15 protein-coding genes are annotated in these 14128 nt (G+C 51.4%); 9 read left to right on the top strand and 6 right to left on the bottom strand.

Annotated features, from left to right (window positions below):
- The 4 genes from fdnG to fdhE form a co-directional block, all read left to right on the top strand.
- On the top strand, nt 1–2448 hold a 2448-nt coding region (fdnG, locus tag ADJ24_RS19840; protein ID WP_152692116.1), incomplete at its 5' end, for a formate dehydrogenase-N subunit alpha.
- Nucleotides 2449–2460: 12 nt separating this feature from the next.
- A complete protein-coding gene (fdxH, locus tag ADJ24_RS19835; protein ID WP_008501831.1) occupies nt 2461–3363 on the top strand; it encodes a formate dehydrogenase subunit beta in 903 nt (300 codons plus the stop codon).
- Entirely contained in the window at nt 3360–3995 is a 636-nt protein-coding gene (gene fdoI / locus ADJ24_RS19830; RefSeq protein WP_023309750.1) for a formate dehydrogenase cytochrome b556 subunit, read from the top strand. The genes fdxH and fdoI overlap by 4 nt, the downstream gene beginning before the upstream one ends.
- Entirely contained in the window at nt 3992–4921 is a 930-nt protein-coding gene (gene fdhE, locus ADJ24_RS19825; protein ID WP_023309751.1) for a formate dehydrogenase accessory protein FdhE, read from the top strand. Before fdoI ends, fdhE begins: the two co-directional genes overlap by 4 nt.
- A 39-nt stretch (nt 4922–4960) precedes the next feature.
- On the opposite strand, the gene ADJ24_RS19820 is transcribed toward fdhE, so the two are convergent.
- Nucleotides 4961–5332, bottom strand: coding sequence for a type II toxin-antitoxin system VapC family toxin (locus ADJ24_RS19820; RefSeq protein ID WP_023309752.1), 372 nt, complete (start codon nt 5330–5332; stop codon nt 4961–4963).
- Between the two features lie 2 nt (nt 5333–5334).
- Complete coding sequence (locus tag ADJ24_RS19815) at nt 5335–5577, bottom strand: ribbon-helix-helix protein, CopG family (RefSeq protein ID WP_023309753.1); 243 nt, start codon at nt 5575–5577, stop codon at nt 5335–5337.
- Between the two features lie 199 nt (nt 5578–5776).
- On the opposite strand from ADJ24_RS19815, the gene ADJ24_RS19810 reads away from it, so the two are divergent.
- Nucleotides 5777–6697, top strand: a complete 921-nt coding sequence (locus ADJ24_RS19810) for an alpha/beta hydrolase (RefSeq protein ID WP_023309754.1) — start codon at nt 5777–5779, stop codon at nt 6695–6697.
- An 8-nt stretch (nt 6698–6705) separates the two neighbouring features.
- On the opposite strand, the gene fabY is transcribed toward ADJ24_RS19810, so the two are convergent.
- Genes fabY through yihX form a run of 4 tightly spaced genes read right to left on the bottom strand, consistent with a single transcriptional unit; the run spans nt 6706 to nt 9600 of the window.
- Nucleotides 6706–7647, bottom strand: coding sequence for a fatty acid biosynthesis protein FabY (fabY, locus tag ADJ24_RS19805; protein WP_023309755.1), 942 nt, complete (start codon nt 7645–7647; stop codon nt 6706–6708).
- A 44-nt stretch (nt 7648–7691) separates the two neighbouring features.
- Nucleotides 7692–8129 carry a D-aminoacyl-tRNA deacylase gene (gene dtd / locus ADJ24_RS19800; RefSeq protein WP_008501836.1) on the bottom strand — a complete coding sequence of 146 codons (438 nt, stop codon included), beginning with the start codon at nt 8127–8129 and terminating at the stop codon, nt 7692–7694.
- Nucleotides 8126–9007: a virulence factor BrkB family protein gene (locus tag ADJ24_RS19795; RefSeq protein ID WP_023309756.1), complete on the bottom strand. Its 882-nt coding sequence runs from the start codon at nt 9005–9007 to the stop codon at nt 8126–8128. Before ADJ24_RS19795 ends, dtd begins: the two co-directional genes overlap by 4 nt.
- Nucleotides 9001–9600, bottom strand: a complete 600-nt coding sequence (gene yihX / locus ADJ24_RS19790) for a glucose-1-phosphatase (protein WP_023309757.1) — start codon at nt 9598–9600, stop codon at nt 9001–9003. The genes ADJ24_RS19795 and yihX overlap by 7 nt, the downstream gene beginning before the upstream one ends.
- Nucleotides 9601–10006: 406 nt before the next feature.
- On the opposite strand from yihX, the gene ADJ24_RS19785 reads away from it, so the two are divergent.
- The 4 genes from ADJ24_RS19785 to ADJ24_RS19775 all read left to right on the top strand — a co-directional run.
- Nucleotides 10007–10783, top strand: a complete 777-nt coding sequence (locus tag ADJ24_RS19785) for a hypothetical protein (RefSeq protein ID WP_023309758.1) — start codon at nt 10007–10009, stop codon at nt 10781–10783.
- 2 nt (nt 10784–10785) lie between these two features.
- Nucleotides 10786–11070: a hypothetical protein gene (locus ADJ24_RS25200; protein WP_023309759.1), complete on the top strand. Its 285-nt coding sequence runs from the start codon at nt 10786–10788 to the stop codon at nt 11068–11070.
- Between the two features lie 68 nt (nt 11071–11138).
- Nucleotides 11139–12413 (top strand): HlyD family secretion protein, encoded by a 1275-nt coding sequence (locus tag ADJ24_RS19780; RefSeq protein WP_023309760.1) that lies wholly within the window; start codon nt 11139–11141, stop codon nt 12411–12413.
- Nucleotides 12406–14128: peptidase domain-containing ABC transporter (locus ADJ24_RS19775; protein ID WP_048703466.1), on the top strand; the 1723-nt coding region annotated here is incomplete at its 3' end. The genes ADJ24_RS19780 and ADJ24_RS19775, both read left to right, overlap by 8 nt.

Genomic DNA, 14128 nt, shown 5'->3' with positions numbered 1-14128 from the left:
GCAAGTCTTGCTCCAACATTTGGTCGCGGTGCGATGACCAACCACTGGGTCGACATCAAGAACGCCAACCTCATTGTGGTGATGGGCGGTAACGCCGCTGAAGCGCACCCTGTCGGGTTCCGCTGGGCGATGGAAGCCAAAATCCACAACGGTGCGAAACTGATTGTGATCGATCCCCGCTTTACGCGAACTGCGTCAGTGGCGGATTTCTACACCCCTATTCGTTCAGGTACTGACATCACTTTCCTGTCAGGCGTATTGCTGTACCTGATGACCAACGAAAAATATAACCGCGAATACACCGAAGCCTATACCAACGCCAGCCTGATCGTGCGTGAGGATTACCACTTCGAAGATGGCCTGTTCAGCGGTTACGACGCCGAAAAACGCAAATACGACAAAACCAGCTGGAACTACGAGCTGGATGAGAAAGGCTTTGCGAAGCGCGATACCACCCTGCAACACCCGCGCTGCGTGTGGAACCTGCTGAAAGAGCATGTTTCCCGCTATACGCCGGAGGTGGTTGAGAATATCTGCGGTACGCCGAAAGCAGACTTCCTGAAGGTGTGCGAGCTTATCGCCGAGACCAGCGCGAAGGACAAAACCGCGTCGTTCCTGTACGCACTCGGCTGGACGCAGCACTCCATCGGCGCGCAGAACATCCGTACCATGGCGATGGTTCAGCTCCTGCTCGGCAACATGGGGATGGCAGGCGGCGGCGTGAACGCCCTGCGCGGTCACTCCAACATTCAGGGTCTGACCGACCTCGGCCTGCTGTCTCAAAGCCTGCCGGGTTACATGAACCTGCCAAGCGAGAAACAGACCGATCTGCAAACCTACCTGACGGCCAGCACGCCTAAACCGCTGCTCGAAGGTCAGGTAAACTACTGGGGCAACTATCCGAAGTTCTTCGTCTCAATGATGAAAGCCTTCTTCGGGGATAAAGCAACGGCGGAAAACAGCTGGGGCTTTGACTGGCTGCCGAAGTGGGACAAAGGTTACGACGTTCTGCAGTATTTCGAGATGATGCATCAGGGCAAAGTGAACGGCTATCTGTGCCAGGGCTTTAACCCGGTTGCCTCGTTCCCGAATAAGAACAAGGTTGTTGAGTCTCTGTCGAAGCTGAAGTTCCTTGTGACGATTGACCCGCTCAATACCGAGACTTCAACTTTCTGGCAGAACCACGGTGAATCGAACGACGTCGATCCGTCGAAGATTCAGACCGAAGTGTTCCGTCTGCCGTCGACCTGCTTCGCGGAAGAGAATGGTTCTATCGTCAACTCCGGACGCTGGCTGCAGTGGCACTGGAAAGGTGCGGACGCCCCGGGCATCGCCATGAACGACGGCGAGATCCTGGCCGGTATCTTCTTACGCCTGCGTAAGATGTATGCGGAAGAAGGCGGCGCGAACCCGGAACCGGTGCTGAACATGACCTGGAACTACTCGACGCCGGAAAACCCTGCGCCGGAAGAAGTGGCGATGGAGAGCAACGGTAAGGCGCTGGCGGACGTTATCGACCCGGCCACCGGTACCGTGCAGGCGAAGAAAGGCGATCAGCTCAGCACCTTCGCGCACCTGCGCGATGACGGTACCACGTCAAGCGGCTGCTGGATCTTCGCCGGTAGCTGGACGCCAAAAGGCAACCAGATGGCCAACCGCGATAACGCCGACCCGTCGGGCCTTGGCAATACGCTGGGCTGGGCATGGGCGTGGCCGCTCAACCGCCGCATCCTCTATAACCGCGCATCCGCTGACCCGCAGGGCAACCCGTGGGATCCGAAGCGTCAGCTTCTGAAGTGGGACGGTGCGAAATGGGGCGGCGTGGATATTCCGGACTACAGCACTGCCGCACCGGGCAGCGACGTTGGGCCATTTATCATGCAGCCTGAAGGGATGGGACGTCTGTTTGCTATCGATAAGATGGCGGAAGGTCCGTTCCCGGAACACTACGAGCCCTTTGAGACGCCGCTGGGTACCAACCCGCTGCACCCGAACGTGGTCTCTAACCCGGCAGCCCGTATCTTTAAGGGCGATTTCGAAGCGCTGGGTAAAAAGGACAAGTTCCCGTACGTGGGTACCACCTACCGTCTGACCGAGCACTTCCACTACTGGACCAAGCACGCGCTGCTTAACGCCATCGCGCAGCCGGAACAGTTTGTGGAGATCGGCGAGAAGCTGGCGGGCAAGCTCGGCATCGCCCATGGCGATACCGTGAAGGTTTCCTCTAACCGCGGCTATATCAAGGCCAAGGCGGTGGTGACCAAGCGTATTCGCACGCTGAACGTTCACGGTCAGCAGGTGGATACCATCGGTATTCCGATCCACTGGGGCTATGAGGGCGTGGCGAAGAAAGGGTTCATTGCGAACACCCTGACGCCGTTCGTCGGCGATGCGAACACGCAGACGCCGGAGTTTAAGGCCTTCCTCGTGAACGTGGAAAAGGTGTAACGGAGACGACTTATGGCTTATCAATCTCAAGACATTATCCGTCGTTCCGCGACTAACGGTTTCACGCCCGCGCCTCAGGCGCGGGACCACCAGCAGGAAGTGGCGAAGCTTATCGACGTGACCACCTGTATCGGCTGTAAAGCCTGTCAGGTGGCCTGCTCTGAGTGGAACGACCTGCGTGACGAAGTGGGTCACAACGTCGGGGTGTATGACAACCCGGCGGACCTGACCGCCAAGTCCTGGACGGTGATGCGTTTCTCGGAAGTGGAGCAGAACGACAAGCTGGAATGGCTTATCCGCAAAGACGGCTGTATGCACTGTGCGGATCCGGGCTGCCTGAAGGCATGTCCGTCAGAAGGGGCTATCATTCAGTATGCCAACGGCATCGTCGACTTCCAGTCCGAACAGTGCATCGGCTGCGGCTACTGCATCGCTGGCTGTCCGTTCGACGTACCGCGCCTGAACCCGGAAGACAACCGCGTTTACAAATGCACGCTGTGCGTTGACCGCGTCACCGTCGGCCAGGAGCCTGCATGCGTGAAAACCTGCCCAACCGGCGCGATCCACTTTGGTTCTAAAGAGGATATGAAAACGCTGGCGGCAGAGCGCGTAGGCGAGCTGAAAACCCGTGGTTACGACAACGCGGGCCTGTACGATCCGGCCGGAGTTGGCGGTACGCACGTAATGTACGTGCTGCACCACGCCGACAAGCCGAACCTGTATCACGGCCTGCCGGAGAACCCGGAAATCAGCGCCACCGTGAAGTTCTGGAAAGGCATCTGGAAACCGCTGGCAGCGGTCGGTTTTGCTGCCACCTTCGCAGCGAGCATCTTCCACTACGTCGGCGTTGGTCCGAACCGCGCGGAAGAGGAAGACGACAACCTGCATGAAGAGAAAGACGAGGTGCGCAAATGAGAAAACGTGACACCATCGTGCGCTACACCGCGCCGGAACGCATCAACCACTGGGTCACCGCCTTCTGCTTCATGCTGGCGGCGATAAGCGGGCTGGGGTTCTTCTTCCCGTCCTTCAACTGGCTGATGCAGGTACTGGGTACGCCACAGCTGGCGCGCATCCTGCACCCGTTTGTGGGCGTCATCATGTTCGCGTCGTTCATCATTATGTTTTTCCGCTACTGGCACCATAACCTAATCAATCGGGATGATATCTTTTGGGCGAAGAATATTCGTAAGATCGTCGTCAACGAGGAAGTGGGTGATACCGGGCGTTATAACTTCGGCCAGAAATGCGTATTCTGGGCGGCGATTATCTTCCTGGTCCTGTTGCTGGTGAGCGGCGTGATCATCTGGCGTCCGTACTTTGCGCCTGCTTTCTCAATCCCGGTGATCCGATTCGCGCTGATGCTGCATTCATTTGCCGCAGTGGCGTTAATTGTGGTTATCATGGTGCATATCTACGCCGCCCTTTGGGTGAAAGGCACCATTACCGCGATGGTGGAAGGATGGGTAACCAGTACGTGGGCGAAGAAACATCACCCACGCTGGTACCGTGAAGTCCGCCAGAAACAGGAAAAGTCATCTGAATGAGTATTCGCATAATCCCGCAAGATGAGCTGGGGTCGAGCGAGAAACGCACGGCGGATTATATTCCGCCGTTGTTATTCCCCAGACTCAAGAACCTCTACAACCGCCGCGCAGAGCGTCTGCGCGAGCTGGCAGAGAACAACCCGCTGGGCGATTTTCTGCGCTTTGCCGCTCTGGTTGCCCACGCGCAGGAAGTGGTGCTGTACGACCACCCGCTGCAAATGGATCTGACCGCGCGCATCAAAGAAGCCAACGCGCAGGGCAAGCCGCCGCTGGACATTCACGTCCTGCCGCGCGACAAGCACTGGCAAAAGCTGCTGCATTCGCTCATTGCCGAGCTGAAGCCGGAGATGAGCGGTACCGCGCTGGCTGTCATCGAGAATCTGGAAAAAGCCTCTGACCTGGAGCTGGAAGAGATGGCGAGCGCGCTGTTTGCCTCCGACTTCGCTCTGGTCAGCAGCGATAAAGCGCCGTTTATCTGGGCTGCGCTGTCGCTCTACTGGGCGCAAATGGCAAGCCTGATCCCCGGTAAAGCCCGCGCCGAATACGGCGAGGCGCGCCAGTTCTGCCCGGTCTGCGGCTCCATGCCGGTATCGAGCATGGTGCAAATCGGCACGACTCAGGGGCTGCGCTACCTGCACTGCAACCTGTGTGAAACCGAGTGGCACGTGGTGCGCATCAAGTGCAGCAACTGCGAGCAGACCCGCGATCTGAATTACTGGTCGCTGGAAAATGAAGAAGCGGCGGTGAAAGCCGAAAGCTGCGGCGACTGCGGCACTTACCTGAAGATTCTGTATCAGGAAAAAGACCCGAAAGTCGAAGCCGTGGCCGACGATCTCGCCTCGCTGATTCTGGACGCGAAGATGGAGCAGGAGGGCTTTGCCCGCAGCTCGATCAACCCGTTCCTGTTCCCGGGTGAAGGGGAGTAATTTCCTCTGACAGTGCCGGGCGGCGCGAGCTTGCCCGGCCTATAGTTGGTAAGGTGAAACGACTCCAGTAATGCCCGAAAAGTCTTTCGTGTTTCGAGAAATCAACGGACAATTTCTGCTCTGAGCTGTGGCCAGAATGATAGCATCAGGCAGTTTCATTCCATACTTCTCGCGCAGAATTACACTTCTTTCAGCGATATCTCGGGTGATATCAATAATCTCAAATACGCCCATCACTGTCGCAGTTTTCGCTTCGTGACCATGTTTGCGGGCACCCACCATGACTTCCATCCATGTGATCAGGCTAATGGCTCGATGCGAAGCTGTGCGATCAATTGCATCCGCAGCCTCAACGCGATTATTAAATAGATCAATGAGTATATTGGTATCGAACACCGCCATGTGTTCCATAATTACCACTCCTCACGCAGCTTGCGTTCATACTCAAGCCCATCTTCCTGCTGGTTTCCCCACAAGCCAAGCGCATCGCGGATAACCGATGAACTCTGCTGGTCGAGATATTGCTCAATGGCTTCCCGAAGCAATTCGGCACGAGGCCGGTTACGCAGCTGCTTCAGATTATCCAGTCGTTGAATTACGTCATCAGACAAATCGATCAGAATTCTGCCCATATCAAGATCCGCGGAAAGACTCATATATCACCTTAGTATATCACCATTGTCTATTTTTAAGGCAACATACGCTTTTATTCAGAAGGGTTAAAGCACGTAGCTATAGTTTTCCAGCTATTTGCGAAGCGCTTTCCAGATTTTTAGTACTCGACAATTTTCTTATTTTCTTTTGAATTAAACCAGGTTATAAAGCTGTATATCCATACAGTTAAAGGGGATTTTCATGGCACTGGAACAGGGTATTGCGCAGCTGGTTCAGGGATTTATCGCTGCAGGCCGGCCTTCGTCACGTCGACAGACCATTGAGGTACGACGAGCAGGGTACATTGCCAGCGCGGGGCTTGCCGGGAAGATAGAAACGCGCGTTCAGGTGGAGACGCTAGTGCTTGAGGGCCTTACCATTCGAGTATTTTCACCTCTTAATGCCCCTGAAATATTGCCTGCTGCCATCTACTATCACGGCGGATGCTTTATCAGCGGCGGCTTTGATACCCATGACAACCAACTCCGCCAGTTAGCCTGCTACGGCAATTGTCGGGTGATCGCCGTTCAGTACAGGTTAGCGCCGGAGCATACCTTCCCCGCCGCACATGACGATGCTGAAAGAGGTGCAGATCTGGTCTGGCAGTATGCGGACAAATTAGGCGTGGATAAGAATCGGCTCACCCTCTGTGGAGACAGTGCAGGAGGGCATCTGGCGCTGGTAACGGCGCTGAGGCTTAAGGTTAAAGGGCTGTGGCAACCTGTACAGCTTATTCTTATCTATCCCATGCTCGACGCCACGGCCAGCTTTGAAAGCTATGCCCTTAATGGCACGGATTATATTATCACCCGCGATACCCTGCTCAGCGGGTATGAAATGTATCTCGCAGAGACTGACCGCCAGCATCCGGAAGCCAGCCCGCTATGGCGCGATGATTTTCACGGGCTTCCGCCAGTGCACATCATTACCGCAGAGTACGATCCGCTGTGCGATGAGGGAGAAATGTTGTATCAGCATCTGACTGAGCAGGGTGTGAAATGTACTGCTCAGCGCTGGCTGGGCGTCATCCATGGCTTCTTTCAGCTTGGCGGCGTCAGCCAGTCAGCGCGAGACCTAATGCGGGATATCGCCGGGCGGTTTAAGCACGCCCGAGGTGAATGAACAGAAGATTATTCCTCCTCGTTCCCACCCTCTTCATACGCACCGAAGGGCTTCGCCGGAAGAACAATGTAGGTGCCTTCAAACACCGCACCCGGTGTTTTATCGCCAAACAGTTCAACCTGCATTTGTACGCGGGCTTTGCGGCCGCGTGCCAGGCGGTCGAGATCGCCACCCAGTGACCCCAGATCGGCCACGGCGCTCGGCTTGCCGCTTATCGGTGCGCTATAGCGAATGTGGGCATCGGCGAGAATGATGGTTCCGCCCAGATGACGCTCGCGAAGCATCAGCCAGATGAGACCCCACCCGGTGAGCGTCGCGAGGGAAAACAGACTTCCGGCAAACAGGGTGTGGTGCGGGTTCTGATTGCCGGTTTCCGGCATGGTGGTAATAAATTTTTGTCCGGTGTACTGCTGAATGCGCACGCCCATTTTTTCGCTGAGCGGAATGTGCTGATACCAGGCCTGCTGCAGCTGTCCACACCAGTCGGCGCGATGAAGAATATCATCCAGAGTGGCGATGGGTTTAATCATCAAGAAATGACGAATCGGCGTGGTTTGCGGGGTCGTGATCTCCCCCTGATTCACAAAACCGAGCTTGGCGAAGAATTCTACGGCATCTTCGCGGGCGCTACAGGTGACGCGCTTAACGCCTTCCTGACGGGCGACGGACTCAAGGGTCATCGCCATTAGCGTTCCCAGACCTTTGTCCTGAACGGAGGGATGAACCGCCATAAAGCGAATCGACGCTTCGTTATCGGCGTTGATATACAAGCGCCCGACGGCGACGAGGTTACCCTCTTCGTCCATCACCATCTGATGGTGGGCCATCGCATCCCAGGCGTCGCGTTCAGATCCTTTTGGCTGATGCAGTGGCTTGCGCAGCATTTCCCAGCGGAACTGGTAATAAGCGTCTAACTCTTCTTCCGTTTGCGGTACTCGAAGGTGATACATAGCTGTACTCTCTCTTGTTACCCGCGGCCACGCCGCCAGTTGGCTCATACCTGGAGCCAGAATGTGACGGGGCCATCGTTCACCAGCGAAACCTGCATATCTGCAGCGAATCGTCCGGTTTGCGTATTCATTTCCTGCTGGCGACAACGCTCAACAAAGTACTCGTAAAGTGCTTCCGCACGATCCGGCGCGGCGCCTTTAGAGAAGCTCGGGCGCATGCCGCGCTCGGTATCCGCTGCCAGTGTAAACTGGGAAACCACCAGCACGCTGCCGCCCGCCTGCTGGACGTTCAGGTTCATCTTGCCTTCCGCATCGCTGAAAATACGGTAGCCCAGCACGCGCTCACACAAGCGGTTGGCTTTTTGTTCGTCATCATCCTTTTCGACACCTAACAACACCAAAAGTCCTGGGCCAATTTCACCCGTCACCTCTCCCTCCACGGTGACGCTGGCACGGGTTACGCGCTGTATCAATGCAATCATGGTTGGTCTGCTTCTAATTGTTTTTCAGCTTCTGCTGCTTTTTTAAGTTCGCGGTATACACCGAGAGTGACAGTTATTTCGGCACCAAGCAAGACGATACACCAGGTCCAGTAGACCCAGACAAACAAAATGGGGATCACTGCCAGCACGCCGTAAATCAGCTGATAGGACGGAAACATGGTGATGTAGAGGGCAAACCCTTTTTTACCGAGCTCAAAAAGCAACGCCGCCACCAGCGCTCCCAAAACCGCATCTCGGTTAGGCACGCGCGTGGTCGGCACGACGCTATAGAGCAGCCAGAACGAGAGCCACGACAGGATCAGCGGAAAGATGCGAAGCACATTATCGATCACACCGTTTAAATCACTCGCCCACCGTAGGGAAAGCAGATACGAACTGATCGCCAGGCTCGCCCCGGCCAGCAACGGTCCCAGTGTGAGAATCATCCAGTACACGGCAAAGGAATAGACCTTTGGCCGCGCTTTTTTACTCCGCCAGATCGTGTTCAGCGCGTTATCGATGGCGTACATCAGCAGCAGCGCGGTAACGATAAGACCGCATGCCCCCACTGCCGTCATCTTATTGGAGTTGGCAACGAACTGCTCAATGTAGTTCTGGATGACATCCCCGGTTGCCGGAATAAAATTCGCGAAGACAAAATGGCGAAGCTGCAGGCTGACGTCCGCAAACATCGGAAAGGCCGAAAACAGGGCAAAAATGACCGCCACCAGCGGCACTAATGAGAGCAACGACACGTAGGCGAGGTTGCCCGCCAGCGTGGTCATGTTGTCCTCATCAATACGGTGCCAGAGCAGTTTCAGCCATGCCCTCAGCGGGCGAGTATGATGCGTGGCTTTTTGATGAACGGTTTTTAGCATAGCTGCTTCGCAAAGTAGTTTGGTATCGTCTCTTTTCCGGTCACCAGAATTGACGTTATACCTAACTGGTTAGCTCCCTCTATATTATCGGCGTTGTCGTCGAAAAAGACCGCATCGGCCGCGGTGAATCCCTCTGACTGCAGAACAGCCTGATAAATTCGCGCTTCAGGCTTACGCATACCCATCTCCTGCGAAAGATAGATCTTGTCGGCCGCCCCCTTAACTTCAGGGTATTCCTCAGGCCAGAACGTGGTGTGCAGACGGTTGGTATTGGACAACACAACGACCCGATGGCCCTGCTCGCGAAGCTTATGCATGATGTCGATCACTTCAGGCCTGATGGCGACAAATACTGCCTGCCAGCCGTGTGAAAACTGCTCGTAGCTCAACGGTAGATCCATCTCCTGACAGAAACGTTCAGCGAATTCTTCATCACCGATCTCGCCGCGTTCATGCTGATGGAAGGTCTCGCCCATCGCGAAATTCTGCTTCAGTGTCGCCAGCGGAACGCGACTAAAGTCGCTCCATGCACCCAGCACGCGATTAAAATCGATATCGACGATTACGTTTCCTAAATCAAAGATATAAAGCATGGTTATCTCCTGCTCGCCGTGGAGAGGTAACTGTAGCGGGAAAGATAAAGTTTGGCTATGCACGAGATTCAGCTGAGAGGGAGCAGTATGAAGAACAAAAATTTAGCAAGGAAGATGATATTGGCTTTCGGGCGATAGGCTGGGATGAGTTTTATTTAAGTGCGTTTTTCCGAAGATATACGTTTTAGTTCATTTTGCAAAAAATTATAGAAAAACGCTTCCATAAGCTTTTTCTCATCACCATATTCCGCCCAGTTTTTGCCATGGCAATCCCATTTCTCGCGGCTTTGCGAGAAATTGCAACAAGTTCACTTTACTTAAATTTACATTTAGATACAAATACTCTATTTATCTTCTTTTTTATAATGCTAAGTTTACATTACTTTACACATGGAGCTGCACTTTCGTGAAGATTAAAAAGGGATACGTCCTCAGTGCCGTTTTAATAGCAATACTCTGCGCATTCGCTATTTATTCATACAATGCCTACCAATTTAAAAAAGCCAGCAGAGATATTTTATATCAACTCTCTAGCCAATTAATTGTGAAGCAAGGGCTTGAACCAAAATCTTCAACCCACCTCGTTTTTGATACGTTATATATCGACGGAAACATATCCAAAGATGATGACAAAATCATTGTGGGACTTATCAAAAAAAACCTTATCCCTGTCAGAACAATATCGATAAACAGTGGTGGTGGTGATGTCGAAACTGCAATCAATATAGCACGAATTATTCATGATAAAGAAATTAACATTGAGGTCAGGCGATTATGCCTTTCTTCCTGTGCTAACTATCTTTTCCCAGCGGCAAAAAACAAAATCATCAACTATGGTTCGATTATTGGTTTCCATGGGTCACCTAATTCTGATGACAATAAGTTAACAACTACAGTTAACGGAGAAATCAATACAGACACAACGATAACAGATCGCATTTTCTCAGAAATAAGAAAAACGGATAAAGCATTCTACAAAGAAATAAATGTGTCATGGATGATGCCACTTTGCGGGCAAAAAGAAAATATTGGTGATCCAGACACAGGTCTGTCGACGTACAGCGAAAAGGATTTTACGCGTTTTGGCGTAAAAAACATTTCATTCACGGATGGTGAAATGGTATGGAAAAAGTCTATGGATATTATGGGTATACCTTTTGCTCACTATTGCAAGGAACATTAATAATGCGTGAACTCAATGAAAGTGAATTAAGTAACGTCAGCGGTGCAGGAATGTGGGGTTCTATCGGTAGTGCGATTGGTGGGATGTTCGGTGGTGGTAGTGCTGGTTGTAATGGCAGCTATTCTCACACCAGCACCACTAATAAAGATGGTTCTCACTCTGAAAGCACATCCTTTAGCGGTGGTTGCTCGGTTAACGTTGGTGGTAAAAGCGGTGGTTCATCAAAAGGTAATGGTGGTTCGAAAAGTGGTGGCGGCCGCCAGGGTAATGATCACGGTAGACATTAATTCCTGAATCAATATAACTCATAGCCGCTGATATTTAGCGGCTATTTCCACCCTGCAAGAGGCCAGATATGTTTCGCAAGGAAGCTATTGAATATCAGAGTACCCGGTGGGAAGGGAAAGCCGTTCTTCTGCCGGGCATCCCTTTTGCTTTTATCATATTGCTCAGCACTGTTTTTATTGCTTCCATTTCTATTTTTATTACCAAAGGTTCCTATACCCGTCGCGTCATCGTTCACGGTGAGGTAACCACTTTCCCTGGCTCAGTGAATATCTCTGCATCAATGCAGGGTACAGTCGTGAAGAGTTTTGTTAATGAAGGCGATCGCGTAAAAAAAGGTGACGCTCTCTTTCTCATTCATTCGGGTGTATCGACACAATCAGGCCTGGTTGATGAAAATAAAAAAAAGGAGATCGCACTACAGATAAACAGTATCAGCGTAATGATGGCAAATTTGAACTCTTCAAAAAAACGTACTCTCGCTGCGCTAACAACTCAAAAAGATCATTATCAGTCCAGTTTTAATACCTCATCTGGGTTACTCGTGCAGGCTGAACGGGAACTGAATCAGATTGAGAAGAACGTTAACGATTACCGTAGTTATCAGGAAAAAGGTCTGGTCACCAAAGACCAAATGAGTAGTCAAAACGCACTACTCTATCAACAGCAGAGCAATGTTTCTGACCTGGTCGCCAGAAAATCACAAGACCAGGTTCAGGTCGATACGCTCAATCAGCAGATCCAGTCCCAGGGCGCTGATTATGACCATCAGATTTACCAGCTTGAGCAACAAAAATACGAGCTGGAAAAAGAAAAGTTAAATACAGAAGCGGAAGGTAATTATGTCATCGAGGCAACAGCCGATGGCTTAATCGACTCCATCAATACGGCGCAAGGTAAGATGATCGGCGCAGGCGATGTACTGGCGCGAGTTCAGCAGAATATCCATTCACCATGCTATCTCGAAACCTGGGTTCCCGATGAAGTTCTTCCTTATCTGGCGATTGGCCAGCGCGTTAATGTCAGTTACGACGCCTTTACTTATGAAAAATTTGGTCAGTTCAGGGCATCAATATCAGCAATATCCAGGCTTCCGGCATCGAAGCCAGAACTCCTGTCAAAACAGACCATCGCACACGAATTCTATGACGATAAAAAGTCCTGGTACAAAATCATGATCAAACCTGACCTACAGTCTGTGCAAGTTCATGGAAAACAACTCTTACTGAGCCAGGGAGCCAAAGCGCAGATTTCTCTTTTCCTTGAAAAGAGACATATCTATGAGTGGTTATTATCGCCCTTTTACGAAATGAAAATGAGCGTAACGGACGCGGGTAATGAATAAACTTTATACACTTGAGACGCTGCTGCGCAAGTTGGATCTGAGGATATTTAAACGCATCCCAGTTGTCTTTCAAACTGAAGCGTCCGAATGTGGCCTGGCCTGTCTTTCAATGATATGCAGTTTTTATGGCAAGCAGGTCGATCTACTGCAACTCCGGCAACAATTCAATTTGTCATCACGTGGGGTCAACCTCCATGCGATAAAAGCAATTGCCAGTGAACTGGAGATGTCGTCACGCGCATTGTCCGTGGACCTTCAGGAATTACATGCCGTGCGTAAGCCCTGCATATTGCATTGGGATTTTAACCATTTTGTCGTACTGATTAAGGTCGATAAGAACAGCGCGGTGATCCACGACCCTGCGTTTGGACGACGGGTGATTAGCATGCCTGAATTGTCCCAACATTTTACTGGTGTTGTGCTTGAGGTATGGCCGGGAACCACTTTCTCAGTTCAAAAGAAGCAAAACAGGTTAAAAGCCTCCACGTTATTAAAGAATATCAACGGACTGATGACATCACTGGCGAAGATATTTTTCTTATCGCTGGTGATTGAGTTGATCAGCCTGCTGTTGCCTGTGGGAACACAATTAGTCACGGATAATGTCATTGCATCCGGAGATTACGGTTTACTTAATATCATCTGTCTTGGGCTGTTTATTCTGATTCTGTTACGTTTGACGGTCAGTATCATTCGCTCCTGGACCATGCTGATACTGGGAACACTCATCGACGTCCAGTGGAGTTTTAGCCTTTTTTCTCACCTTATTAAGCTACCAACCACCTTTTTTGAAAGACGCAAACTGGGGGACATTCAGTCTCGTTTCCACTCGCTTGATGTTATACGGGCCACTTTTACCACAGGTTTAACTGGTAGCATTATTGATACGCTAATGCTCATGGGTTTGCTGGTAATGATGTTTTTATACAACCTTCAGCTCAGCATGATAGTGGTCTCTTTTACCGCAATATACACCTTCATTCGGTTTGCTACCTATCGATACTATCGCCAGTTATCCGAAGAAGAGTTAATCAAGGAAGCACGTCTTAATTCTTATTTTATGGAAACCCTGTACGGTATCGCGACGATTAAGATTCAGGGGATGACTGACCTGAGAATCAATAACTGGTTTAATCTTTTTTCAGATAAGGTCAATACCGGCATTCGTTTGACGCGAATGGATCTCTTCTTTGGTGGTGTCGTCTCTTTTATCGCCGCCTGCGATCAAATTGTTATCCTGTGGGTTAGCGGCAGGCTGATGATGGATAGTCATTTAACCATCGGTATGTTTATCGCGTTTAATACCTTCAGGAGTCAGTTCTATGACCGAATAAATGCCCTGATCAACTTTATCATTCAGCTGAAGCTCATCAACTTACATAATGAACGCGTTGCCGATATTGCGCTGCAGGAAGCATCTTCTTCAACGGCCACCAGCCCGCTGCGTTTACCACACGGAGCCTTAACGCTCGAAACTCAGGATTTGACCTACCGTTATGATAACCATGCGGACCCTATATTCAGCAAACTGAATCTGACCATTCATGCCGGGGAGAGTATTGCTATTACGGGCGTATCGGGTGCAGGTAAAAGCACCTTGATGAAAGTGTTGTGCGGTTTATTCGAACCGTCGAACGGCTGCGTCCGAATTAATGGCATTGATATTAAGGAAGGTGCGAATAAGCAGGTCATTTCTTCCCAAGCTGACTCGCTGA

This window comes from Enterobacter sp. 940_PEND (assembly GCF_001059415.1).
GTDB lineage: Bacteria > Pseudomonadota > Gammaproteobacteria > Enterobacterales > Enterobacteriaceae > Enterobacter > Enterobacter cloacae_M.
This window is presented reverse-complemented; position numbering and strand designations above follow the sequence as displayed.

What these genes read in the sequence shown, in the direction of transcription:
- fdxH (WP_008501831.1), top strand. Translation starts at nt 2,461, where the DNA reads ATGGCTTATCAATCTCAAGACATTATCCGTCGTTCCGCGACTAACGGT.
- fdoI (WP_023309750.1), top strand. Translation starts at nt 3,360, where the DNA reads ATGAGAAAACGTGACACCATCGTGCGCTACACCGCGCCGGAACGCATC.
- fdhE (WP_023309751.1), top strand. Translation starts at nt 3,992, where the DNA reads ATGAGTATTCGCATAATCCCGCAAGATGAGCTGGGGTCGAGCGAGAAA.
- ADJ24_RS19820 (WP_023309752.1), bottom strand. Translation starts at nt 5,332, where the DNA reads ATGGAACACATGGCGGTGTTCGATACCAATATACTCATTGATCTATTT.
- ADJ24_RS19815 (WP_023309753.1), bottom strand. Translation starts at nt 5,577, where the DNA reads ATGAGTCTTTCCGCGGATCTTGATATGGGCAGAATTCTGATCGATTTG.
- ADJ24_RS19810 (WP_023309754.1), top strand. Translation starts at nt 5,777, where the DNA reads ATGGCACTGGAACAGGGTATTGCGCAGCTGGTTCAGGGATTTATCGCT.
- fabY (WP_023309755.1), bottom strand. Translation starts at nt 7,647, where the DNA reads ATGTATCACCTTCGAGTACCGCAAACGGAAGAAGAGTTAGACGCTTAT.
- dtd (WP_008501836.1), bottom strand. Translation starts at nt 8,129, where the DNA reads ATGATTGCATTGATACAGCGCGTAACCCGTGCCAGCGTCACCGTGGAG.
- ADJ24_RS19795 (WP_023309756.1), bottom strand. Translation starts at nt 9,007, where the DNA reads ATGCTAAAAACCGTTCATCAAAAAGCCACGCATCATACTCGCCCGCTG.
- yihX (WP_023309757.1), bottom strand. Translation starts at nt 9,600, where the DNA reads ATGCTTTATATCTTTGATTTAGGAAACGTAATCGTCGATATCGATTTT.
- ADJ24_RS25200 (WP_023309759.1), top strand. Translation starts at nt 10,786, where the DNA reads ATGCGTGAACTCAATGAAAGTGAATTAAGTAACGTCAGCGGTGCAGGA.
- ADJ24_RS19780 (WP_023309760.1), top strand. Translation starts at nt 11,139, where the DNA reads ATGTTTCGCAAGGAAGCTATTGAATATCAGAGTACCCGGTGGGAAGGG.